Here is a 23,687-nt window from a genome sequence, read left to right as displayed (position 1 = left end):
ATGCCGCATCTGCAAAACACAAAACCACAAGAGAAGCCTGAGAGCGGGGAGGTGATTGTCCTGCCACCGTTACAGGTTCGTCGTCGTACGCCTGCGTTGGCGCGTCGAATGAATGATGTTTTACAGCGCGTCATTCCGGCGTTTCTGGGGCTGGGGCTGCTGGTGGTGCTCTGGCAACTGGCGGCGATAAACAGCAAAGGCTTCCCGACGCCGCTCAGCACGCTCGACTCGGCCATAACCCTGTTCGCCGATCCGTTTTATCGCGACGGGCCAAACGATATGGGCATAGGCTGGAACGTGCTTGCGTCACTGCAGCGCGTCGCCATCGGCTTTGGTCTGGCAGCGCTGGCGGGGATTCCGCTGGGCTTTCTGATTGGCCGCTTCACCTTTTTCTCGCGCATGTTCAACCCGCTAATTGCCCTCCTGCGGCCGGTTAGCCCGCTGGCCTGGCTGCCCATCGGCCTGCTGCTGTTCCAGAAAGCGGAGCCAGCATCAAGCTGGACCATATTTATCTGCTCCATCTGGCCGATGGTCATCAACACCGCGGAAGGGGTGCGCCGTATTCCACAGGACTACCTCAACGTCGCCCGGGTACTGCAACTCTCTGAGTGGACCATTATGCGCCGCATTCTCTTTCCTGCCGTGCTGCCTGCGGTGCTGACCGGGGTACGCCTCTCCATCGGTATTGCCTGGCTGGTGATTGTCGCCGCCGAGATGCTCACCGGAGGCTTAGGCATCGGCTTCTGGATCTGGAACGAGTGGAACAACCTCAACGTCGAAAACATTCTCATCGCCATCGTCATTATTGGCGTGGTCGGGTTGCTGCTGGAGCAGGGGCTGATGCTGATTGCCCGTCGCTTTAGCTGGCAGGAAAAATAAGGAGCGAAGATGAAACCATTAATTCAGGTCCAGGGCGTGAGCCAGCGCTTTTCTACTGCCAGCGGCGAGTTTCTGGCGCTGCAAAACGTTTCGTTTGATATTCACGAGGGCGAAACCGTCAGTTTGATCGGCCACTCCGGCTGCGGCAAATCGACGCTGCTAAACCTTATTGCCGGCATTACGCTGCCGACGGAAGGTGGGCTTATCTGCGACAACCGCGAAATTGCCGGGCCGGGCCCCGAGCGCGCGGTGGTGTTTCAGAACCATTCCCTGCTGCCATGGCTCACCTGCTTTGACAACGTCGCCCTGGCGGTGGATCAGGTGTTCCGTCACACCATGAGCAAGGCTGAGCGTAAAGCGTGGATCGAGCACAACCTCGACCGCGTGCAGATGGGGCATGCCTTGCATAAGCGCCCGGGGGAGATCTCCGGCGGCATGAAGCAGCGCGTGGGCATCGCCCGCGCGCTGGCGATGAAGCCAAAAGTGCTGCTGATGGATGAACCGTTCGGCGCGCTGGATGCGCTGACGCGAGCCCATCTGCAGGACTCGGTGATGCAGATCCAGCAGGCATTGAACACCACTATCGTGCTGATTACCCACGACGTGGATGAGGCAGTGCTGCTTTCCGATCGCGTGCTGATGATGACCAACGGCCCGGCGGCGACCGTCGGAGAGATCCTGCGCGTTGATCTGCCGCGTCCGCGCAACCGGGTTCAGCTGGCGGACGACAGCCGCTACCACCACATGCGTCAGCAGATCCTCCATTTCCTCTACGAAAAACAGCCGAAAGCGGCGTAACGAGGGGGCTTTGATGCGACTGGTCATTATCGGGAATGGAATGGCGGCCACCCGGCTGATTGACGGGCTAACCGGGCGGGCCTCGGGTCGTTTTGCTATCACCGTAGTCGGTGATGAGCCTGAGCATGCCTATAACCGCATTCAGCTTTCGCCTGTGCTGGGGGGCGAGAAAGCGGCAGCGGATATCTGTCTTCAGGATGAGGACTGGTACCGGGAACGTGGCGTTACGGTGCTGCGGGGCGAAAGGGCGCTTGCCGTGGACGTGGCCTCACGAGAAGTGCGAACCGCCACCCGCACGCTGGGCTGGGATGCCCTGGTATTTGCCACCGGTTCAACGCCTTTTGTTCCGCCGATCCCCGGCGGTGATGCGCCGCAGGTGTTCACGTTCCGCACCCTGGAGGATACCTGCGCCATTCAGGCAATTTCCGGTCCGGCGGTGGTGCTGGGGGGCGGCGTGCTTGGGGTTGAGACTGCGGCAGCACTGGCACGCTCAGGTGACAACGTCACGCTCGTTCATCGCGGTCCGTGGCTGATGGAACAACAGCTGGATCAACAGGCTGGCGCGCTGCTGGAGGAGGCGCTGGCGGAACGGGGCGTGCGCTGTGAGCTTGCCTCCGGCATCTCGGCGATTAACGACAACACCGTGACGTTGCTCAATGGACGCAGTATTGCTGCGGCGCGCGTGGTGCTGGCGACCGGCGTGCAGCCCAACATTGACCTGGCAAAGGCCAGCGGCCTTCATTGCGCGCGCGGGATTGTGGTGAATCACCAGATGCAGACCTCCGCGCCGGACATCTATGCCATTGGCGAGTGCTGCGAAATTGATGGCCAGACGTTTGGCCTGGTCGCCCCCTGTCTGGCGCAGGCCGATATCCTCACCGCACGGCTGGCGGGCGACACCACTGCGCCGTTTACCCTCACCGACAACGGTGTGCGCCTCAAGGTGACCGGCGTGGAGCTGTTCAGCCTGGGTCGCGCGGCGGAGCAGGAGGGCGACGTGGTCTGGCGTTCATGGGATCCGCTGACGCGTCACTATCGTCGCTTACTGATCCATCAGGGGACGCTGGCTGGCGTGCTGCTGATGGGAGATTGCCGCAACGCGGCGACATTTACCGATTTACTGGCAACGGCTGCGCCCGCACACGCGGACTGGCTGTTCGATCGATTCACTACGCAACCGCAGGTTGCAGGACAGAACGCTATGACAAAACCTACTCTGGTGGTGGTTGGGCACGGTATGGTCGGCCATCATTTTCTCGAAGATTGCGTTAACCGCAACTTACATCAGCAGTATCAGATCGTGGTCTTTGGTGAAGAGCGCTATGCCGCCTATGACCGGGTGCATCTGTCCGAGTATTTTGGCGGCCGCAGTGCGGATTCGCTCTCGCTGGTGGCAGGGGATTTTTTTGCTGATAACGGCATTGAGCTGCGCCTGTCGCAGCAGATTGTCGCCATTGACCGCGACGCGCGCGTGGTGCGTACCGCCAGTGGGCATGAAACGCACTGGGATAAACTGGTGCTGGCGACCGGCTCATACCCGTTTGTCCCGCCGGTACCGGGTAACGATCTGCCGGGCTGTTTTGTCTACCGCACGCTCGACGATCTCGACAACATTGCGGCCCATGCGGCGGGTGCGCGTCGCGGGGTCGTCATCGGCGGCGGGCTGCTGGGGCTGGAGGCAGCAAACGCCCTGAAACAACTCGGGCTCGAGACTCACGTGGTGGAGTTTGCGCCCAATCTGATGGCGGTTCAGCTCGATAACGACGGCGCGTCGATGCTGCGCAAGAAAATCGAGGCGCTGGGCGTGGGCGTTCACACCGCTAAAGCCACCACGGAAATTGCGTCGACGGATGACGGGCTGGTGCTGCGCTTTGCCGATGGCGAAGCGCTGGAAACGGACCTGGTGGTCTTTTCTGCCGGTATCCGTCCGCAGGACGCGCTGGCGCGCAGCAGCGGGCTGGCTATCGGCGAGCGCGGCGGGATCTGCATTGACGATGGCTGCCAGACTTCCGACCGTGACGTGTTTGCCATTGGCGAATGCGCGTTGTGGGAAGGGAAAATCTTTGGACTGGTTGCCCCGGGCTACCAGATGGCACGCGTGGCCGCCGCCGTGCTGGCAGGGGAGGATAAAACCTTCACCGGCGCGGATATGAGCACCAAACTCAAGCTGCTGGGCGTGGATGTGGCGTCGTTTGGCGACGCTCACGGGCGCACGCCGGGGGCGCTGAGCTACCAGTGGACGCACGGCCCGCAGCAAATCTACAAGAAAATCGTGGTCAGCCACGACAGCAAAACGCTGCTCGGCGGCGTGCTGGTGGGTGATGCCAGCGAATACGCCACGCTGGTGCAGATGATGCTCAATGGAATCAGCCTGCCGAAAGCGCCGGAAACCCTGATATTACCCGCATCCTCAGGCAGCGCGCCAAAAGCGCTGGGCGTGGCGGCGCTGCTGGAAAGTGCGCAGATCTGTTCGTGTCATAACGTCAGCAAGGGCGATATTTGCCAGGCCGTGAGCGCGGGCGCAACGGATATCGGTGCCATCAAACAGTGCACCAAAGCGGCGACCGGTTGCGGGGGCTGTAGTGCGCTGGTGAAGCAGGTGATGGAGTTTCAGCTTGCTGAACAGGGCGTGGAGGTGAAAAAGGATATCTGTGAACACTTCCCCTGGTCACGCCAGGAAATTTATCACCTGGTGCGCGTCAACCATATCCGCACCTTTGACCAGCTCATCAGCCGCTACGGTCAGGGACACGGGTGCGAAATCTGTAAGCCGCTGGTCGGGTCCGTGCTGGCTTCCTGCTGGAACGAGTATCTGCTTAAACCGGCCCATCTGCCGCTGCAGGACACCAACGACCGTTACTTTGCCAATATTCAGAAGGACGGAACCTATTCCATCGTGCCGCGTATGCCCGCCGGGGAAGTGACCGCCGACGGGCTGATCGCCATCGGCCAGATTGCAAAGCGCTATAGCCTTTACAGCAAAATCACTGGCGGGCAGCGTATTGACCTCTTTGGCGCCACTCTGGAACAGCTACCGGAGATCTGGCAGGCGCTGGTGGAAGCCGGATTTGAGACCGGCCACGCTTACGGGAAATCTCTGCGCACGGTGAAATCCTGCGTTGGGTCGACCTGGTGCCGCTATGGCGTGCAGGACTCCACCGGCCTCGCGGTCAAACTGGAGCACCGTTACAAAGGCCTGCGCGCGCCGCACAAAATCAAAATGGCTGTTTCCGGCTGTACCCGCGAGTGTGCCGAGGCGCAGAGCAAAGACGTGGGCGTCATTGCCACCGATAAAGGCTGGAACCTCTACCTGTGCGGCAACGGCGGCATGAAGCCTCGCCATGCGGATCTTTTCGCCAGCGATCTGGACGATGAAACGCTGATCCGTACCGTTGACCGGTTCCTGATGTTCTACATCCGCACGGCGGATCGCCTGCAGCGCACCAGCACCTGGATGGACAACCTGGAAGGCGGCCTCGACTATCTGCGCGAGGTGATCCTCGAGGACAGTCTGGGCATTGCCGACGAACTGGAGCAGGAGATGGCCCGGGTGGTAGAAACCTACCAGTGCGAATGGCAGACCACGCTCAACGATCCCAATCGTCTGGCGCTGTTCCGCACCGCTGTGAACGACACTGCCGCAGAGCAAGACAAACGCTGGCAGGAAATCTGCGGTATCGAGGATATCCCCGAACAGGCGGGCATTGGCGCGCGTCTTGGTCACAACGCGATTGCGCTGTTCCGCTTTGGCAAAACCGTTTATGCCCTCGATGACCTGGAGCCAGGAAGCCGTGCGAACGTGCTTTCTCGCGGCATTCTTGGCGATGCGGCGGGGGAGCCGGTGGTGATCTCTCCGCTTTATAAACAGCGCATTCGTCTGCGCGATGGCTGTCAGGTTGAAAATGGTGAGCCTGCGGTACGCGCCTGGCCGGTGAAAATTGAAAACGGCAAAGTGTGGGTCGGTAACGATGCCCTGGTCATGCGTGCGGAGGCTTCATGACAGAAACCCGGACAACATGCCCCTACTGCGGGGTGGGCTGCGGTGTGGTCGCCCGCGTGGAAGGCGGTGTGGTCAGCGTTCGGGGAGATGAAACCCATCCGGCGAATTTTGGTCGCCTGTGCGTGAAAGGGGCCGCCCTGGGGGAGACAACCGATTTACAGGGGCGGCTTTTGCGCCCGGTCCTCGACGGTCATGAGGTGGACTGGACGCAGGCACTGGAGGCGGCAGGTGAACGGCTCCAGCACATTATCGACACATGGGGGCCGCAGGCGGTTGCGTTCTACGCGTCCGGCCAGCTGTTAACCGAGGATTACTACGCCGCTAACAAGCTGATGAAGGGGTTTATCGGGGCGGCGAACATTGATACCAACTCCCGGCTCTGCATGTCGTCAGCGGTGGTGGGTTATAAACGTGCCTTCGGTGAGGACGTGGTGCCGTGCAGTTACGAGGACGTGGAGAACAGCGATCTGGTGGTACTGGTGGGCTCGAATGCCGCCTGGACGCACCCTGTTCTGTACCAGCGGCTGGTGCAGGCAAAGCAAACTAATCCGCAGATGAAGGTGGTGGTGATTGACCCGCGTGAAACGGCTACCTGTGATATCGCTGACCTGCATCTGGCGCTAAAACCCGGCAGCGATGCGGGGCTGTTTGTAGGGTTGCTCAATGTGATCCAGGGAACCGACGCGTGGCCGATGGCCCGCGTGGCGGCGTTTTGCGACCTTCCTGTGCAGGATATTGGTGTGTTTTATGACTGGTTTGTCACCGCGCCACGCGCGATCACGCTCTACACCATGGGGATCAACCAGTCATCGAGCGGTAGCGACAAGTGTAACGCCATCATCAACGTCCATCTTGCCAGCGGAAAATTCAACCGCCCGGGCTGCGGTCCGTTTTCGCTGACCGGACAGCCAAACGCCATGGGCGGACGGGAAGTGGGCGGGCTGGCAAATCAGCTGGCGGCGCACATGAACTTTGAGCCGGACGATCTTTCGCGGGTGGCGCGTTTCTGGGGAACGGAAAGGCTGGCGCAGACGCCAGGCCTGATGGCGGTTGAACTGTTTGATGCCATTGCCCGTGGCGAAGTGAAGGCGGTGTGGATCATGGGCACCAACCCAGCGGTCTCGCTGCCGGACAGTCACGCCGTATGTCAGGCGCTGGCAGGCTGCCCGCTGGTGATTGTTTCTGAGGTCATGAACGATACCGACACCAGCCGGTTCGCCCATATCCGTTTTCCGGCGCTGGCCTGGGGGGAGAAGGACGGCACTGTGACCAATTCCGAGCGGCGTATTTCGCGCCAGCGCGCCTTTCTGCCTGCCCCGGGAGAGGCAAAACCGGACTGGTGGATCGTCGCGCAGATTGCAAAACGGCTGGGGCACGGCGACGCCTTTGCCTGGCAACATCCGCACGAGATTTTTTGCGAGCACGCGGCGCTGACGGCCTTTGAAAATGACGGCACGCGGGCATTGAACCTGCATGACCTGGCTGAACTTACCCGCGAAGCGTGGGAGCGGCTGGAGCCGTATCAGTGGTCAACGGGGGATTTTCCGCGCCGAAACCTGGTGCCGGTCGATCCGGTCCAGCACGGTGCGGCGGTCAGCACGCTGTACCCGGTGATCCTCAATACCGGACGCATCCGCGATCAATGGCACACCATGACCCGGACGGGGTATGTGTCCCGGTTGATGCAGCATATCGCGGAGCCGTTTGTTGAGGTCTGCGCCAGCGATGCCGTGCGGTTCTCGTTGTGTGATGGCCAGCTGGCGCGGATCAGTTCGCCGCGCGGCGTGATGGTCGCCAGAGTGCGAGTCAACCGCGGCATCCGGCAAGGCGAGGCGTTTGCCCCGATGCACTGGAACGCCGTGTTTGCCCGTCAGGGAAAGGTGAATGCGCTGGTGGAAGGGCGCTGCGATCCGGCGTCGGGCCAGCCGGAGAGCAAACAAACCGCCGTTCGGATCATGCCCTGGCTGCCCGCCTGGCAAGGGGTGCTCTATACCCACGAACAGCCGGCGTTACCATCCTGGGTTCACTGGTGGCGTAAAGCCTCGCATCTGACGGTATCAGGAGATAAACCGTTGCTTTCGTGGGTCATGAACTACGCCAGCAGCCGGGGCTGGCAGTTACAGGTTGCTCAAACCGGCGAACGCAGTAGCGTGCTGGCCTGGCATGAAGGTCAGCTGATGCTCGGCTTCTGGGAAGGCACCACGTTACCGGAGCTGGTACACCCGATCATTAACGCTGCTTTTCGCTCGCCCCCCACGACGCCTGCAGAGCGTCATGCGCTACTGAACGGGCAGGGTGTGGAGGAGACGGTGGATCCGGGACGCATTATCTGTAGCTGCTTCAGCGTCGGAGAAAATGCGATTCGGGAGGCGATAGCCGGAGGGTGCGAAAGCGTCGCCGCGCTGGGGGCAACGTTACGGTGCGGCACGAACTGTGGCTCCTGCGTTTCGGAGTTGAAAGGACTGTTTGGATGATGGTGTAAGGGCGTCGGGTGGCGGAGCCGCCACCCGACGATCAGTTTCAGGATAATCCTGAAATTTCCGCCAGAACTGCATTTCCAGGCTTATCGCGTTAACATAATAAGAGTTTATCCATAAACACAGGTTCTTTTTTACGACGTTGATGGTTGTATCGTCCCGCATTCGTTTTCTGCTCTTACTCCCCTTTCTTACGGTCGGAGCCGTTCACGGTGCGCCGCGTTCCTTTATCCAGCAGGCACAAAATCCCTTTGATAATAACGGGGATAATCTGCCCGACCTGGGTATGGCTGCTCCCTCAGGGGAAGGGGAAAAGCACCTGGCCGAAATGGCGAAAGCCTTTGGTGAAGCCAGTATGACCGACAACGGCCTGACAACGGGCGAGCAGGCGCGTCAGTTTGCCTTTGGTCAGGTGCGCGACGCGGTGAGCGGCGAAGTGAACCAGCAGATTGAGTCCTGGCTGTCGCCCTGGGGGAACGCCAGCGTCAATTTACTGGTGGATAACGAGGGCAAATTTAACGGCAGCAGCGGGAGCTGGTTTATCCCCTGGAACGATAACAACCGTTACCTGAGCTGGAGCCAGCTTGGCCTGACGCAGCAGACGGATGGCCTGGTCAGTAACGCCGGAATCGGCCAGCGCTGGGTCGCCGGAAAATGGCTGCTGGGCTATAACACCTTCTACGATAATCTGCTGGACGAAAACCTGCAGCGTGCCGGACTGGGCGCCGAGGTGTGGGGGGAGAATCTGCGCCTGTCAGCGAACTATTACCAGCCGTTTGCCGGATGGCGCGACAGATCTGATGTTCAGGAACAGCGAATGGCGCGGGGATATGATGTTACCGCCAAAGCCTGGCTGCCGTGGTTTCATCACCTGAACACCAGCGTCAGCGTCGAGCAGTATTTTGGCGACAACGTTGATCTCTTCAACAGCGGAACCGGCTATCACAACCCGGTGGCGGTCAATCTTGGGCTTAACTATACCCCGGTTCCGCTGGTCACGTTGACCGCCGCGCATAAGCAGGGTGAAAGCGGCGAAAGCCAGAATAACCTCGGCCTGAAGCTTAACTACCGCTTTGGCGTGCCGCTGGTAAAGCAACTCTCCGCCAGTGAAGTTGCGGCCACGCGTTCTCTGCGTGGCAGCCGCTATGATTCCCCCGAGCGCAACAGCCTTCCGATTATGGAGTTCCGCCAGCGTAAAACGCTGTCCGTCTGGCTGGCAACGCCGCCGTGGGATCTGAAAGGGGGTGAAACCGTCATGCTGAAGCTACAGATTCGTAGCACGCACGGCATCCGTCAGATCCACTGGCAGGGCGATACCCAGGCACTGAGCCTGACGTCGCCCGGGAAGGGTAACAGCAGCGACGGCTGGAGCGTGATTATGCCTGCCTGGAATGAGGCAGAAGGCGCGACAAACCGCTGGCATCTTTCGGCGGTAGTGGAAGATGAGAAGGGCCAGCGCGTCTCGTCCAATGAGATCACGCTTGCGGTGGTGCAGCCGCTGATCGCTATACCTGACGACGACCCGCGCTGGAAGCTGCTGCCGGATGAGTAATCCTTAAAAAATGCGTTCCTGATGTACCCACACGGCGGCCTCAACGCGGGATTTTAACTTCATTTTCTTCAGCATATGCTTCACATGCACTTTGACCGTGCTTTCGGTGATATCCAGACGGCGGGCGATCATTTTATTCGGCAGCCCCTGGGCGATTAGTTTGAGAATATCGCGTTCGCGCGGTGTTAACTGGCTGACGTCACGGTCAGACGTGGCGCGGTTGGCCCGCAGGCTGGCGGCCAGCACCGGCGTCAGGGCTTCACTCAGCACCATCTCGCCGGCCGCAGCCTGCTGCAGTGCTTTAAGCAGATCTTCCGGCTCCATATCTTTCAGCAGATAACCATCCGCGCCGCGCTTCAGCGCCGTGACTACATCTTCTTCATGGTTCGAGACGCTAAAGACGACGATGCGTCCGGAAAGCGATTTTTCCCGCAGGTTGTCGAGGGTCTCCAGGCCGTTCATCCCGGGCATGTTCAGATCGAGCAGGATCAGATCGGGATCGAGGGACTCGGCGAGCTCAATGCCCTGTTCCCCGTTGCTGGCTTCGCCAACCACGGTAATATCGGGTGCCATGCTGACCAGCTGTTTTACGCCAGTACGCAGCATCGGATGGTCGTCGATCAACAGGATGGATGCCGGTTCCTGATTAGTCATGGGTTTCTCCTTGAGAAGTTGTAAGCGGTTTTTCGGGAATAAAGGTGACCACGACTTCCGTGCCACCCGTCTCTCTCCGGCGAACCTGACAATCACCGCGCAGGCTTTGGGCGCGGTCTCGCATAATGATTAAACCATAGTGGTTCGTGCGCTCGGCATTTTCCGGCACGCCGCGGCCGTTGTCGTGAACCGTGAGTCTGACCTGGTTAGCGTGCTGGCTGACGGTGACCGTGACCGCTGTCGCTTCCGCGTGTTTAAGCACGTTGCTGAGTGCTTCACGGGCGATCTGCAGTAGATGAATAGCCTGATGTGACGGGACAAACCGCGGCGGCAGCTGGTAATCCAGCTTCACCGGGAACCCCAGCCGGGCGCTAAACTCCTGACAGCTGGCTTCCAGCGCCGGACGCAGGCCCGGCTCGGTCAGCTGCAGGCGGAAGGTGGTCAGCAGCTCACGCAGCTGTACCCAGGACGTATTCAGCTCGTTGCGTATCTGGCTGAGCAGCTGTTTATTACTGTCCGGCATCTGCGCATCCTGCATCTGCAGACAGCTTACCTGCATTTTCATACAGGAGAGCGATTGGGCGATTGAGTCATGCAGCTCGCGGGCGATGGTGGCGCGTTCTTCCATAACGATCAGCTGCTGCTGTTTTTCCTGATGCCTGTCGAGCGCCAGCGTGGCCGTTAGCTGTTCAACCAGCGTATCAACCAGCTGTTGCTGATCGTGGCTCAGGTGACGCCCGGCGGGCAGGGTCGCCAGCAGAATACCGTACTGGGTATGGCTGTCCGTTAGCCGCCATTTCAGCGTCGTGCCGCCAGTGGTCGACGGCGGCAGGCCGCGAGGGCATAAATGACAGCCTTTATCATCACAGGACATGTCGGACTGACAGGTAAACTCCTGATGATTATCTTCATCTTCCACGTCGTAAACGCGCAGTTCCAGGTCATGCAGCAGGGTCAGATTTTGCAGGCCATTCAGCACCGGGGAGAGGCGTTCACAGAGCGGCACCTGCATGTGCAGCCGGCGGTTGGCCTGCCACAGGAAAGAGAGGATTTCGTTTTTCTGCTCCAGCCCGGCCGTTTTTTCCTGTACGCGCTGCTCAAGCACCGCGTAGCTTTCGGACAGCTCTGCCGACATGGTGTTGAGCGCCTGGCCGAGCATCGCCATTTCGTTGCGTCCGCTGATGTGCGTGCGCTGGGTAAAATCCCGGGCGGTAACCGCCCGGGCCATGGCCAGCAGCTGTTTCCACGGATTCAGCAGCCGCGCGCGAAGCCAGATAATGGTGAAGATCAGCAGCAGGCCCATAAACAGCGCCATGGCACGGTGTACCATCACCACCCGATCGATGCGTAATTCAGTGGTTTGGTCAAAAGAGGAGACCAGGGCATCAATGCGTGAGACAAAACCCGCCACGTCCTGCGCGACCGTCTCCGGGCTTTGCGCCTGTTTCAGTCCGGGTTCCAGTTGGGTGTGCCAGTAGCCCTGAAGGGCTTTAAGCTGGGATTGCTGACCGGCGCGGATGGCTGCATTTTCCAGTTCAGGGCTGAAAGCCGTGCGCTCCATTTCATCAATGAGAGGCTGGTCGTCCTGCGTCAGAGGCACCGACGCCAGCAGACGGTAACTCTGCATGCGTAGCGAGCCTGCCCCATTGATGGCATGCGCATTACCCTGTACCCCTTGTACCAGCCAGCCGGAAATCGCCATGCCGGTTACGCCGAGTGCGGTGGACAGCAAAACGATCAGGGCTAACTGATTGACGAGTGTCAGCGGTGATAAACATCTTTTTAACATAGAGTTGCCGGGCTCCTGACGTGGCCTGCTTGCAGGAATGGCGCTATTCTGGTGCATACCCTGGAGTATACCCATACCTATAAATGATTACTCCTAAATTGCCAGTGGAGTATGCATCTGAGGGTAGGGGGAGCAGGGACGCGTCAGCGCCGTGAAAAACAACGTCTTTTTGACCTGATTTGCCTACTCACTAAGGATAAGACCTTTTTTCGTGCCGCAAATCCTCGCACTTTTCCTTTGATTTATATCAACTTACCGCCGCCCTAAAACCCTAATGTTTGCAGCATCATTCGAGAATCAGAGGTGTCTATGAGTCACTCATCCGCTCCCGAAAGGGAAAATGGTGCCGTTATTACAGACTGGCGTCCAGAGGACCCGGCGTTCTGGCAACAGCGCGGCCATCGTGTAGCAAGCCGGAATCTGTGGATTTCCGTTCCGTGTCTGTTATTAGCGTTTTGCGTATGGATGTTGTTTAGTGCAGTGGCGGTAAATCTGCCAAAAGTTGGGTTTACGTTCACAACCGATCAGCTGTTTATGCTGACCGCGTTGCCGTCACTGTCTGGCGCGCTGCTGCGCGTTCCTTACGCCTTTATGGTGCCGGTCTTTGGTGGCCGTCGCTGGACGGCATTCAGTACCGGGATCATGATCGTGCCTTGCGTGTGGCTCGGCTTCGCGGTGCAGGATACGTCCACGCCGTTTAGCGTGTTCGTGATCATCTCCCTGCTGTGCGGTTTTGCGGGTGCGAACTTCGCCTCCAGTATGGCGAACATCAGCTTCTTCTTCCCGAAAGCGAAACAGGGTGGCGCGCTGGGCATTAACGGTGGTCTGGGCAACATGGGCGTGAGCGTGATGCAGCTGATCGCGCCGCTGGCGATCTCGGTTTCCATTTTTGCTGCCTTTGGTGGCGGTGGCGTTGAACAGGCGGATGGTTCTTCCCTCTACCTGCAGAACGCCGCCTGGATTTGGGTGCCGCTCCTGGTGGTCTTCACCCTGGCAGCGTGGTTCTTTATGAACGATCTGTCTGCGTCGAAGGCGTCACTGAGTGAACAGCTGCCGGTGCTGAAACGTGGACACCTTTGGGTGATGGCGCTGCTGTATCTGGCCACCTTCGGGTCGTTTATCGGTTTCTCTGCCGGTTTCGCCATGCTGTCGAAAACCCAGTTCCCGGACGTGCAGATCCTGCAATTCGCCTTCTTTGGTCCATTTATTGGCGCGCTGGCTCGCTCACTGGGCGGCATGGTTTCTGACCGTCTGGGCGGTACCCGCGTGACGCTGGTGAACTTTGTCGTGATGGCGGTCTTCTGTGCGTTGCTGTTCCTGACGCTGCCAGCGGACGGACAGGGCGGAAACTTCATCGCCTTCTTCGCCGTGTTTATGGTGCTGTTCCTGACGGCCGGTTTGGGGAGTGCGTCCACCTTCCAGATGATCTCCGTGATCTTCCGTAAGCTGACGATGGATCGGGTGAAAGCGCAGGGTGGAAGCGAAGAGCAGGCGATGCGTGAAGCGGCGACGGATACCGCTGCTGCGCTGGGCTTTATCTCTGCCATCGGTGCCATTGGCGGCTTCTTTATCCCGAAAGCGTTCGGTATTTCGCTTGACCTGACCGGTTCCCCGGCGGGTGCGATGAAAGTGTTCCTTGTGTTCTATATCGCCTGCGTTGTGATTACGTGGCTGGTATATGGCCGTAATACCAAGAAAAATAAGTAAGTGTGATTATCCGTTTGCGCGGCCTTGGGGCCGCGTTTTTTTTGATCTGGAAGTAGTTACAACATACTGGTGGGTTTGCACAGAAGCGCGCCGGTAACACTGTGATCGCCGTCGCCTTGCAGGGAGGTCTACCCCTTAATACCTGAGATGTTAAATTTTGCCGGGGTTATTGTACGATGAAATGAAAATATCATTAAAAATCATATTATTATGAATTTTTAAAATCTACCGCTTTGGTGGTATTTGGCCTAACCCCACCCCTGAAAGTCCCTCGTCGCCTTGATCGTTATCAATTCTCCTCCTCTTTCAGAGCGTTACCTTCGCTGCAAATCAGCAATGTCGATTTAGAGAGCCACAGGCTCCACACAGGAGATACCCGATGAGCAAATTTTTGGACCGGTTTCGCTACTTCAAACAGAAGGGTGAAACTTTTGCCGATGGGCACGGCCAGGTTCTGGATACCAACCGGGACTGGGAGGACGGTTACCGTCAACGCTGGCAGCATGACAAAGTTGTCCGTTCTACCCACGGCGTAAACTGCACTGGCTCATGTAGCTGGAAGATTTTCGTTAAAAACGGTCTGGTGACCTGGGAAATGCAGCAGACCGACTATCCGCGCACCCGCCCGGATATGCCGAACCACGAACCGCGCGGCTGCCCGCGTGGCGCCAGCTACTCCTGGTATCTCTATAGCGCTAACCGTCTGAAATACCCGCTGATGCGTAAGCGTCTGATGAAAATGTGGCGTGAAGCGAAAGTGCAGCACAGCGATCCGGTTGATGCCTGGGCGTCCATCATCGAAGATGCGGATAAAGCGAAAAGCTTTAAGCAGGCTCGCGGCCGCGGTGGCTTTGTTCGTTCCTCCTGGAAAGAGGTAAACGAGCTGATTGCCGCCTCTAACGTCTACACTGTCAAAACCTACGGCCCTGACCGCGTGGCAGGCTTCTCGCCGATCCCGGCGATGTCGATGGTCTCTTACGCCTCCGGTGCGCGCTATCTGTCACTGATCGGCGGCACCTGTCTGAGCTTCTACGACTGGTACTGCGACCTGCCGCCTGCGTCTCCGCAGACATGGGGCGAGCAAACCGACGTGCCGGAATCTGCTGACTGGTACAACTCAAGCTACCTCATCGCCTGGGGCTCTAACGTTCCGCAGACCCGTACCCCGGACGCGCACTTCTTTACCGAAGTCCGCTACAAAGGGACCAAAACCGTTGCGATCACCCCGGACTACGCGGAAATTGCTAAACTGTGTGACCTGTGGCTGGCACCGAAACAGGGTACCGACGCCGCGATGGCGATGGCGATGGGCCACGTTATGCTGCGCGAATTCCACCTCGATAAACCAAGCCAGTATTTCACCGACTATGTACGTCGCTACACCGACATGCCGATGCTGGTGATGCTGGAAGAGCGTGACGGTTACTACGCCGCTGGCCGTACGCTGCGCGCCGCCGATCTGGTGGACGCGCTGGGCCAGGAAAATAACCCTGAATGGAAAACCGTTGCGTATAACAGCAACGGCGAGCTGGTGGCACCTAACGGCTCTATCGGCTTCCGCTGGGGTGAGAAGGGCAAGTGGAACCTCGAACAGCGTAACGGTACCACCGGTGAAGAGACGGAACTGCGTCTCAGCATGCTGGGCAGCCAGGACGAGATCGCCGAGGTCGGCTTCCCGTACTTTGGAGGCGAAGGATCAGAGCACTTCAACAAGGTTGAACTGAAAAATGTTCTGATGCATAAACTGCCGGTTAAACGCCTGCAGCTGGCTGATGGCTCAACGGCGCTCGTCACTACCGTTTACGATTTGACCATGGCGAACTACGGTCTGGAACGGGGTCTGAATGATGAAAACTGCGCAACCAGCTATGACGACGTAAAAGCCTACACCCCGGCATGGGCGGAGCAGATCACCGGCGTTCCTCGCGCACAGATTACCCGTATCGCCCGCGAATTTGCAGAAAACGCGGATAAGACGCACGGTCGCTCAATGATCATCGTCGGCGCGGGTCTGAACCACTGGTATCACCTCGATATGAACTATCGTGGCCTGATCAACATGCTGATCTTCTGCGGCTGTGTCGGTCAGAGCGGCGGCGGTTGGGCCCACTATGTAGGTCAGGAAAAATTGCGTCCGCAGACCGGCTGGCAGCCGCTGGCGTTTGCCCTTGACTGGCAGCGTCCTGCACGTCACATGAACAGTACCTCGTACTTCTATAACCACTCCAGCCAGTGGCGCTACGAGACGGTTACCGCGCAGGAATTGCTGTCGCCAATGGCGGATAAATCCCGCTACAGCGGCCACCTGATTGACTTCAACGTCCGTGCTGAGCGCATGGGCTGGCTGCCGTCTGCGCCGCAGCTGGGTACTAACCCGCTGCGCATCGCGGAAGAGGCGAAAAAAGCGGGAATGTCACCGGTGGATTACACCGTTAAGTCCCTGAAAGACGGCTCAATCCGTTTCGCGGCTGAACAGCCAGAGAACGGCAAAAACCATCCGCGTAACCTGTTCATCTGGCGCTCCAACCTGCTGGGCTCGTCCGGTAAAGGTCATGAGTACATGCTGAAATACCTGCTCGGTACCGAGAACGGTATCCAGGGGAAAGATCTCGGCAAGCAGGGCGGCGTGAAGCCGGAAGAGGTGGAATGGAAAGACAACGGTCTGGACGGCAAGCTGGATCTGGTGGTGACCCTCGACTTCCGTCTGTCCAGTACCTGCCTGTATTCCGATATCGTGCTGCCAACCGCGACCTGGTACGAAAAAGACGACATGAATACCTCGGATATGCATCCGTTTATTCATCCACTGTCTGCCGCGGTTGACCCGGCGTGGGAGTCGAAAAGCGACTGGGATATCTACAAAGATATCGCGAAGAAATTCTCTGAAGTGTGCGTCGGGCATCTGGGCAAAGAGACCGACGTGGTGACGCTGCCAATCCAGCACGACTCTGCGGCCGAGCTGGCGCAGCCGCTGGACGTCAAAGACTGGAAAAAAGGCGAATGTGACCTGATCCCGGGCGTGACCGCGCCGCACATCATTCCGGTGGAGCGTGATTACCCGGCGACGTACGAGCGATTTACCTCTATCGGTCCGCTGATGGAGAAAATCGGTAACGGCGGGAAAGGGATTGCCTGGAATACCCAGAGCGAAATGGATCTGCTGCGTAAGCTCAATTACACCAAAGCGGACGGCCCGGCGAAAGGCCAGCCAATGCTGAACACGGCGATTGATGCCGCAGAGATGATCCTGACCCTGGCGCCGGAAACCAACGGCCACGTGGCGGTGAAGGCGTGGGCAGCGCTGAGCGAGTTTACCGGTCGTGACCACACGCATCTGGCAACGAATAAAGAGGAAGAGAAAATCCGCTTCCGCGATATTCAGGCCCAGCCGCGCAAGATTATCTCCAGCCCGACCTGGTCAGGACTTGAAGATGAGCATGTCTCCTATAACGCCGGTTACACCAACGTTCACGAGCTGATCCCATGGCGCACGCTGTCCGGTCGTCAGTCCCTGTATCAGGATCACCAGTGGATGCGTGACTTCGGTGAAAGCCTGCTGGTGTACCGTCCGCCAATCGACACCCGCTCCGTAACCGCAGTTATGGGCGCGAAATCCAACGGTAACCCTGAAAAGGCGCTGAACTTCCTGACGCCGCACCAGAAGTGGGGGATCCACTCGACCTATAGCGACAACCTGCTGATGCTGACGCTTTCGCGCGGCGGTCCGATTGTCTGGATGAGCGAGACGGATGCCAAAGATCTGGGTATTGAAGATAACGACTGGATCGAGGTGTTTAACAGCAACGGTGCCCTGACGGCGCGTGCGGTGGTGAGCCAGCGCGTACCGGCCGGGATGACCATGATGTACCACGCGCAGGAACGTATCGTTAACCTGCCGGGGTCAGAAATCACCGAACAGCGCGGCGGGATCCACAACTCCGTGACCCGTATTACGCCGAAGCCGACCCATATGATCGGGGGCTATGCGCAGCTGGCCTACGGCTTTAACTACTACGGCACCGTAGGATCGAACCGCGATGAGTTCGTGGTGGTACGTAAGATGAAGAACATTAACTGGTTAGACGGCGAAGGTAATGACCAGGTACAGGAGAGCGTAAAATGAAAATTCGTTCACAAGTCGGCATGGTGCTGAATCTGGATAAATGCATCGGCTGTCACACCTGCTCGGTCACCTGTAAAAACGTCTGGACCAGCCGTGAAGGTATGGAGTACGCCTGGTTCAACAACGTGGAAAGCAAGCCGGGTACCGGCTTCCCGACCGACTGGGAAAACCAGGAGAAGTGGAAGGGCGGTTGGATCCGTAAAATCAACGGCAAGCTGCAGCCGCGCATGGGTAACCGCGCGATGCTTCTGGGGAAAATCTTCGCTAACCCGCATCTGCCGGGCATTGAGGATTACTACGAGCCGTTTGACTATGACTACCAGAACCTGCACAACGCGCCGGAAAGCAAACACCAGCCGATCGCGCGTCCTCGCTCGCTGATCACCGGCAAGCGCATGGACAAAATTACCAGCGGTCCAAACTGGGAGGAGATTCTGGGCGGCGAGTTCGAAAAACGCGCCAAAGACCAGAACTTCGAGAACATGCAGAAGGCGATGTACGGCCAGTTCGAAAACACCTTCATGATGTATCTGCCGCGCCTTTGCGAGCACTGCCTGAACCCGGCATGCGTGGCGACCTGCCCAAGCGGCGCCATCTACAAGCGTGAAGAGGACGGCATCGTCCTGATCGACCAGGACAAATGCCGCGGCTGGCGTATGTGCATCACCGGCTGCCCGTACAAAAAAATCTACTTCAACTGGAAGAGCGGGAAATCAGAGAAGTGCATCTTCTGCTACCCGCGTATCGAAGCAGGTCAGCCAACCGTCTGCTCCGAAAGCTGCGTAGGCCGTATCCGCTACCTCGGCGTGCTGCTGTATGACGCAGACGCGATTGAAAATGCCGCGAGTACCGAGAACGAGAAAGATCTGTATCAGCGTCAGCTTGACGTGTTCCTTGACCCGAACGATCCGAAAGTCATTGAGCAGGCGCTGAAGGACGGTATTCCACAGAGCGTTATCGACGCGGCGCAACAGTCGCCGGTGTATAAAATGGCGATGGACTGGAAGCTGGCTCTGCCGCTTCATCCGGAATACCGCACGCTGCCGATGGTCTGGTACGTGCCGCCGCTGTCGCCAATCCAGTCTGCTGCCGATGCAGGCGAGCTGGGCAGCAACGGCATTCTGCCGGACGTCGAGAGCCTGCGTATCCCGGTTCAGTATCTGGCAAACCTGCTGACCGCAGGGGATACCCAGCCGGTACTGCTGGCGCTGAAACGTATGCTGGCGATGCGTCACTTTAAGCGTGCGGAAACCGTTGATGGCGTTAACGATACCCGCGCGCTGGACGAGGTCGGTCTGACTGAAGCACAGGCCCAGGAGATGTACCGCTACCTGGCAATTGCCAACTATGAAGACCGTTTCGTGGTGCCGAGCAGCCACCGTGAACTGGCTCGCGAGGCCTTCCCGGAGAAAAATGGCTGTGGCTTTAGTTTTGGCGACGGTTGCCATGGGGCAGACAGCAAATTCAACCTGTTTAACAGCCGCCGCATCGACGCCATGGATGTGACCAGCAAAACGGAGCCGCACCAATGATTGAACTCGTCATTGTTTCGCGTCTGCTCGAGTATCCGGATGCTGCGCTTGCGCAGCATCAGCAGGAGCTTTTTGATGCACTCGCGTCATCTGAAAACCTGGATAAAGAGGATGCCCAGACGCTGGGCGTTTTCCTCCGCGACCTGTTAGCGCGCGATCTGCTCGACGCGCAGGCGGACTACAGCCAGCTGTTTGACCGTGGCCGTGCAACGTCGTTACTGCTGTTCGAACACGTTCATGGTGAATCCCGCGACCGGGGTCAGGCGATGGTGGACCTGATGGCTCAGTACGAGCAGCACGGCCTGATGCTCGACAGCCGCGAGCTGCCGGACCATCTGCCGCTGTACCTGGAGTATCTGGCTCAACTGCCGAAAGACGAGGCGCTGGGCGGTCTGCAGGACATCGCGCCGATCCTGGCGTTGCTCAGCGCGCGTCTTCAGCAGCGTGAGAGCCGCTATGCGGTGCTGTTCGACCTGCTGATGAAGCTGGCAAACGCCGCTGTCGACAGTGAAAAAGTGGCGGAGAAAATCGCGGATGAAGCCCGCGATGATACCCCGCAAGCGCTGGATGCGGTCTGGGAGGAAGAGCAGGTGAAATTCTTTGCTGACCAGAGCTGCGGCGAGTCTGAAATCTCCGCTCACCAGCGTCGTTTTGCCGGGGCGGTCGCTCCGCAATATTTGGATATCTCTAACGGAGGACGGCACTAATGCACTTCCTGAATATGTTCTTCTTTGACATTTACCCGTATATCGCGGGCACCGTGTTCCTGGTGGGAAGCTGGCTGCGTTATGACTACGGCCAGTACACCTGGCGTGCTGCCTCCAGCCAGATGCTGGATCGTAAGGGGATGCACGTCGCGTCTAACCTGTTTCATATCGGGATCCTCGGGATTTTTGCCGGGCACTTCCTCGGGATGCTGACCCCGCACTGGATGTACGAAGCGTGGCTGCCGATTGAGGTGAAACAGAAGATGGCGATGATCGCGGGCGGTGCCTGCGGCGTGATGACCCTCGTCGGGGGCCTGCTGTTGCTGAAACGTCGTCTGTTCAGCCCGCGTGTGCGGGCAACGACCACCGCGGCGGACATCCTGATCCTTTCCCTGCTGGTGGTGCAATGCGCGCTGGGTCTGCTGACCATTCCGTTCTCGGCGCAGCATATGGACGGCAGTGAAATGATGAAGCTGGTCGGCTGGGCGCAGTCCGTGGTGACTTTCCACGGTGGCGCGTCCGAACACCTGGATGGCGTGGCGTTTATCTTCCGCGTTCACCTGGTGCTGGGGATGACGCTGTTTGTGCTTTTCCCGTTCTCCCGTCTGGTACACATCTGGAGCGCGCCGGTGGAGTACCTGACGCGCAAGTATCAGATTGTGCGTGCCCGTCGCTAATTCACCGTTTTAATACCAACCCCGCACTCGCGGGGTTTTTTTTCGCCCCAGCCCAGGTTGTTGCCCGCTGCGGCAAACAGGATTAACGCGCCACCCGCCAGCTGCGTCAGGTTCAATGCGTGTCCGAACACCAGATTATCTACAATAATTGCCACCACCGGATAGATAAACGACAGGGAGCCGGTCACCGGCGTTGGCAGTTTCTGGATCGCGCTATACAGCAGTTGATACATAATACCGGTATGGACGATGCCCAGCGTCAGCAAGATCGGCCAGGGAAAATCACCGGAGAGCGACGGCTGGCTGGCAAAAGGCAGCAGCATCACCACGCCGGTCAGCACCTGGATAAAAGCGATATGCTGTGGGGCGATTGTTTTGAGTTTGCGCGCAATGATTGCCGTCAGCGCATAGAAGAAGGCCGCGGCCATGGCCAGACCAACCCCTGCGAGCCATTTACTGTTATGGGCTCCGGTCAGCTCGCTGGAGAGCAATATCACCACTCCGCCAAAGGCGAGGAACAGCCAGCCCCATTTTACCAGGCTGACGCGCTCACCTAAAAACATCCCCATCAATACCAGCATAAACGGCTGGGTGTTATATACCACGGTAGACAGGCCAATAGAGATACGTTCGTAAGCGGCGAAAAGCAGTAGCCAGTTCACAACTAATGCCACACCCCCGAGAATCGCCAGCATCAGCGTGGTGCGGCTGAGGGGACTAAAGGGCTTTTGACTGACCCGGATAAAAATAAAAAGTGTTATGGCCCCAATAAGACAGCGCCAGAAGACCACTTCCGTGACGGGCAGACCGGAGAGTAAAACAAACGCACCGATAGAGCCGGAAATTAACATCGCCAGGCTCATTTGCCAGACGCCTTTATGGAAATCACGCATTATCCACCTCCTGATTTAATGACCTTATTGTCGAAAATCGCTGTCGGGTTTTACAGGGGTGATATAAGGTGAAAGAGAGTGATGACTTTTTAAAATGAGGCAAAATCGATGGAAAACCTTCTCGATGAGATCGACAGACACATATTAACCTGCCTGGTTGAAGATGCGCGCATGTCGCTGAAGGTGCTCAGTGGCCGTATCGGTTTGACCTCACCCAGCACGGCGGAACGGCTGAAAAGGCTGGAAGAACGCGGTGTGATTCAGGGATATCGTGCGCGGGTGAATCTGGCGGCGTTGGGATATACGCTGCAGGCGCTGGTGCGCGTGCGGCCGCTGCCTGGGTTGCTGCATAAAGTGGATAAGTACATTCAGGCGATGCCGGAGTGTATTGAGAGCGACAAAGTGACCGGGGAAGATTGCTTCGTGATCAGGCTGGTGGTGCGCTCGATAGAGCAACTGGATGTGTTGCTGGACGGGCTGGCGGAACATGCGCAGTGTAATACGTCGATTGTGAAGAGTTCGCCGGTGAAGCGACGATTACCACCGATGTAGCTGCCTGTCGCCGGGTGGCGGCTGCGCCTTACCCGGCCTACAACGGCTTAGTCGAAGCTTCTCATCCTTCCCCATAACGGAAATGCATGAGGTCGAGTGCGAGCAGATAATTCAGAGGTGTTTGGAAATGATGGTGGTGGGGGAAGGATTCGAACCTTCGAAGTCGATGACGGCAGATTTACAGTCTGCTCCCTTTGGCCGCTCGGGAACCCCACCAGGGGTAATTCACATTTTGAGGTAATGCTGAGAGATGGTGGTGGGGGAAGGATTCGAACCTTCGAAGTCGATGACGGCAGATTTACAGTCTGCTCCCTTTGGCCGCTCGGGAACCCCACCACGGGGTAATGCTATTTACTGGCCCGCTTCCTGCTGGAAGCGGGGCGCATCATATCAAATGACACGCCCCTGTAAAGCGTTACCACAATAAAAATAAACTGGTTGCCTGATTTTTACGCGCAAAGCTGGAAAGCTAACCAGTTCATTTCATTGTCGATTAAAGAATAATCGTTCTGTTACCGTAGACAAAGACACGCTGTGCCAGCACCTGATACAGCGCACGGCTTAACACATTCTTCTCAACGTCGCGGCCTGCGCGCATCATGTCTTCAGCCGTGTAGGTGTGATCCACGTGAATGACGTCCTGCATGATGATTGGGCCTTCGTCCAGATTGTCATTCACGTAGTGCGCGGTCGCGCCGATGATCTTCACGCCGCGCTCGTACGCCTGATGGTAAGGGCGGGCACCAATGAAGGCTGGCAGGAATGAGTGGTGAATGTTGATGATCTTGTTCGGGAAACGCGCCACGAAAGAGGGCGTCAGCACGCGCATATATTTCGCCAGCACCACGTAGTCCGGATTATGCGCTTCAATGGCTTCAGCCATCAGGTTGTCATGCTCTTCACGGGTATGGCCTTCATGGCTCACCAGTTCAAACGGAATATCAAACCGTTCAACCAGCGTACGCAGGGTCTCGTGGTTGCCGATAACCGCGGCGATTTCAACATCCAGACCGCCGTAATTGGCTTTCATTAACAGATCGCCCAGGCAGTGAGCTTCTTTCGTCACCAGAATTACAACGCGGCGACGGCCCGCTGGATTCAGCTCACGCACTGAACCTTCCGGCAGCGCGCTGTCCAGATCGGCAAGCAGGGTGGTGTCGTTGAAAATACCTTCCAGTTCGGTTCGCATGAAGAAACGACCGGTACGGTGGTCAACGAACTCGTTGTTCTGCACGATATTCAGTTCATGTTTGTAGCAAATGTTGGTAATTCGTGCGATCAGCCCTTTTTGATCGGGACAGATAGTGCGCAGAACTTTACGTTGTAATGATTGCATCGCCGGGAAAT

15 protein-coding genes and 2 tRNA genes are annotated in these 23,687 nt (G+C 58.1%); 11 read left to right on the top strand and 6 right to left on the bottom strand.

The window, feature by feature from the left end; translation table 11 throughout:
- The 5 genes from ntrB to ACOTYN_RS18210 all read left to right on the top strand — a co-directional run bounded on the left by ntrB (position 1) and on the right by ACOTYN_RS18210 (position 9,706).
- A complete protein-coding gene (gene ntrB / locus ACOTYN_RS18230) occupies positions 1-879 on the top strand; it encodes a nitrate ABC transporter permease (protein WP_014884183.1) in 879 nt (292 codons plus the stop codon).
- Between the two features lie 9 nt (positions 880-888).
- Entirely contained in the window at positions 889-1,677 is a 789-nt protein-coding gene (locus ACOTYN_RS18225; RefSeq protein WP_045135483.1) for an ABC transporter ATP-binding protein, read from the top strand.
- Positions 1,678-1,690: 13 nt separating this feature from the next.
- Positions 1,691-5,677 carry a nitrite reductase large subunit NirB gene (gene nirB, locus ACOTYN_RS18220; protein ID WP_332958383.1) on the top strand — a complete coding sequence of 1,329 codons (3,987 nt, stop codon included), beginning with the start codon at positions 1,691-1,693 and terminating at the stop codon, positions 5,675-5,677.
- The gene (locus tag ACOTYN_RS18215) at positions 5,674-8,151 is read left to right on the top strand and encodes a nitrate reductase (RefSeq protein ID WP_071922154.1); all 2,478 of its coding nucleotides are present in this window, start codon (positions 5,674-5,676) and stop codon (positions 8,149-8,151) included. The genes nirB and ACOTYN_RS18215 overlap by 4 nt, the downstream gene beginning before the upstream one ends.
- A 148-nt stretch (positions 8,152-8,299) precedes the next feature.
- A complete protein-coding gene (locus ACOTYN_RS18210) occupies positions 8,300-9,706 on the top strand; it encodes a YchO/YchP family invasin (protein ID WP_071922155.1) in 1,407 nt (468 codons plus the stop codon).
- 3 nt (positions 9,707-9,709) lie between these two features.
- On the opposite strand, the gene narL is transcribed toward ACOTYN_RS18210, so the two are convergent.
- Both narL and narX read right to left on the bottom strand, forming a co-directional pair.
- Positions 9,710-10,360, bottom strand: coding sequence for a two-component system response regulator NarL (gene narL, locus ACOTYN_RS18205; protein WP_071922156.1), 651 nt, complete (start codon positions 10,358-10,360; stop codon positions 9,710-9,712).
- A complete protein-coding gene (narX, locus tag ACOTYN_RS18200; RefSeq protein WP_047345104.1) occupies positions 10,353-12,149 on the bottom strand; it encodes a nitrate/nitrite two-component system sensor histidine kinase NarX in 1,797 nt (598 codons plus the stop codon). The genes narL and narX overlap by 8 nt, the downstream gene beginning before the upstream one ends.
- Before the next feature lie 309 nt (positions 12,150-12,458).
- Here narX and ACOTYN_RS18195 point away from each other — a divergent pair, with 309 nt between their 5' ends.
- The 5 genes from ACOTYN_RS18195 (at position 12,459) to narI (ending at position 20,895) form a co-directional block, all read left to right on the top strand.
- Entirely contained in the window at positions 12,459-13,856 is a 1,398-nt protein-coding gene (locus tag ACOTYN_RS18195; protein WP_071922157.1) for a NarK family nitrate/nitrite MFS transporter, read from the top strand.
- A 379-nt stretch (positions 13,857-14,235) separates the two neighbouring features.
- Complete coding sequence (locus tag ACOTYN_RS18190; protein WP_045135481.1) at positions 14,236-17,979, top strand: nitrate reductase subunit alpha; 3,744 nt, start codon at positions 14,236-14,238, stop codon at positions 17,977-17,979.
- Positions 17,976-19,511 (top strand): nitrate reductase subunit beta, encoded by a 1,536-nt coding sequence (narH, locus tag ACOTYN_RS18185; RefSeq protein ID WP_332958377.1) that lies wholly within the window; start codon positions 17,976-17,978, stop codon positions 19,509-19,511. Before ACOTYN_RS18190 ends, narH begins: the two co-directional genes overlap by 4 nt.
- The gene (gene narJ, locus ACOTYN_RS18180) at positions 19,508-20,218 is read left to right on the top strand and encodes a nitrate reductase molybdenum cofactor assembly chaperone (protein WP_023338399.1); all 711 of its coding nucleotides are present in this window, start codon (positions 19,508-19,510) and stop codon (positions 20,216-20,218) included. The genes narH and narJ overlap by 4 nt, the downstream gene beginning before the upstream one ends.
- Positions 20,218-20,895: a respiratory nitrate reductase subunit gamma gene (gene narI, locus ACOTYN_RS18175; RefSeq protein WP_023330579.1), complete on the top strand. Its 678-nt coding sequence runs from the start codon at positions 20,218-20,220 to the stop codon at positions 20,893-20,895. The genes narJ and narI overlap by 1 nt, the downstream gene beginning before the upstream one ends.
- On the opposite strand, the gene ACOTYN_RS18170 is transcribed toward narI, so the two are convergent.
- Complete coding sequence (locus ACOTYN_RS18170) at positions 20,892-21,788, bottom strand: DMT family transporter (protein ID WP_063433948.1); 897 nt, start codon at positions 21,786-21,788, stop codon at positions 20,892-20,894. The two genes, narI and ACOTYN_RS18170, sit on opposite strands and share 4 nt — an antisense overlap.
- Positions 21,789-21,896: 108 nt before the next feature.
- Between ACOTYN_RS18170 and ACOTYN_RS18165 the strand changes: the two genes are divergently transcribed.
- A complete protein-coding gene (locus tag ACOTYN_RS18165) occupies positions 21,897-22,340 on the top strand; it encodes an Lrp/AsnC family transcriptional regulator (protein ID WP_032636269.1) in 444 nt (147 codons plus the stop codon).
- Positions 22,341-22,471: 131 nt separating this feature from the next.
- On the opposite strand, the gene ACOTYN_RS18160 is transcribed toward ACOTYN_RS18165, so the two are convergent.
- The 3 genes from ACOTYN_RS18160 to purU form a co-directional block, all read right to left on the bottom strand.
- A tRNA-Tyr gene (locus tag ACOTYN_RS18160) sits at positions 22,472-22,556 on the bottom strand.
- A 35-nt stretch (positions 22,557-22,591) separates the two neighbouring features.
- Positions 22,592-22,676, bottom strand: a tRNA-Tyr gene (locus ACOTYN_RS18155).
- Positions 22,677-22,833: 157 nt separating this feature from the next.
- On the bottom strand, positions 22,834-23,676 hold the full coding sequence (gene purU, locus ACOTYN_RS18150) for a formyltetrahydrofolate deformylase (RefSeq protein ID WP_014884171.1): 843 nt from the start codon (positions 23,674-23,676) through the stop codon (positions 22,834-22,836).
- Positions 23,677-23,687 lie beyond the last annotated feature (11 nt).

The organism is Enterobacter cloacae complex sp. IR5458 (assembly GCF_049238025.1).
Classification (GTDB): domain Bacteria; phylum Pseudomonadota; class Gammaproteobacteria; order Enterobacterales; family Enterobacteriaceae; genus Enterobacter; species Enterobacter kobei.
The sequence above is the reverse complement of the archived record's forward strand: the minus strand, read 5'-3'. Positions and strand labels throughout refer to the sequence as shown.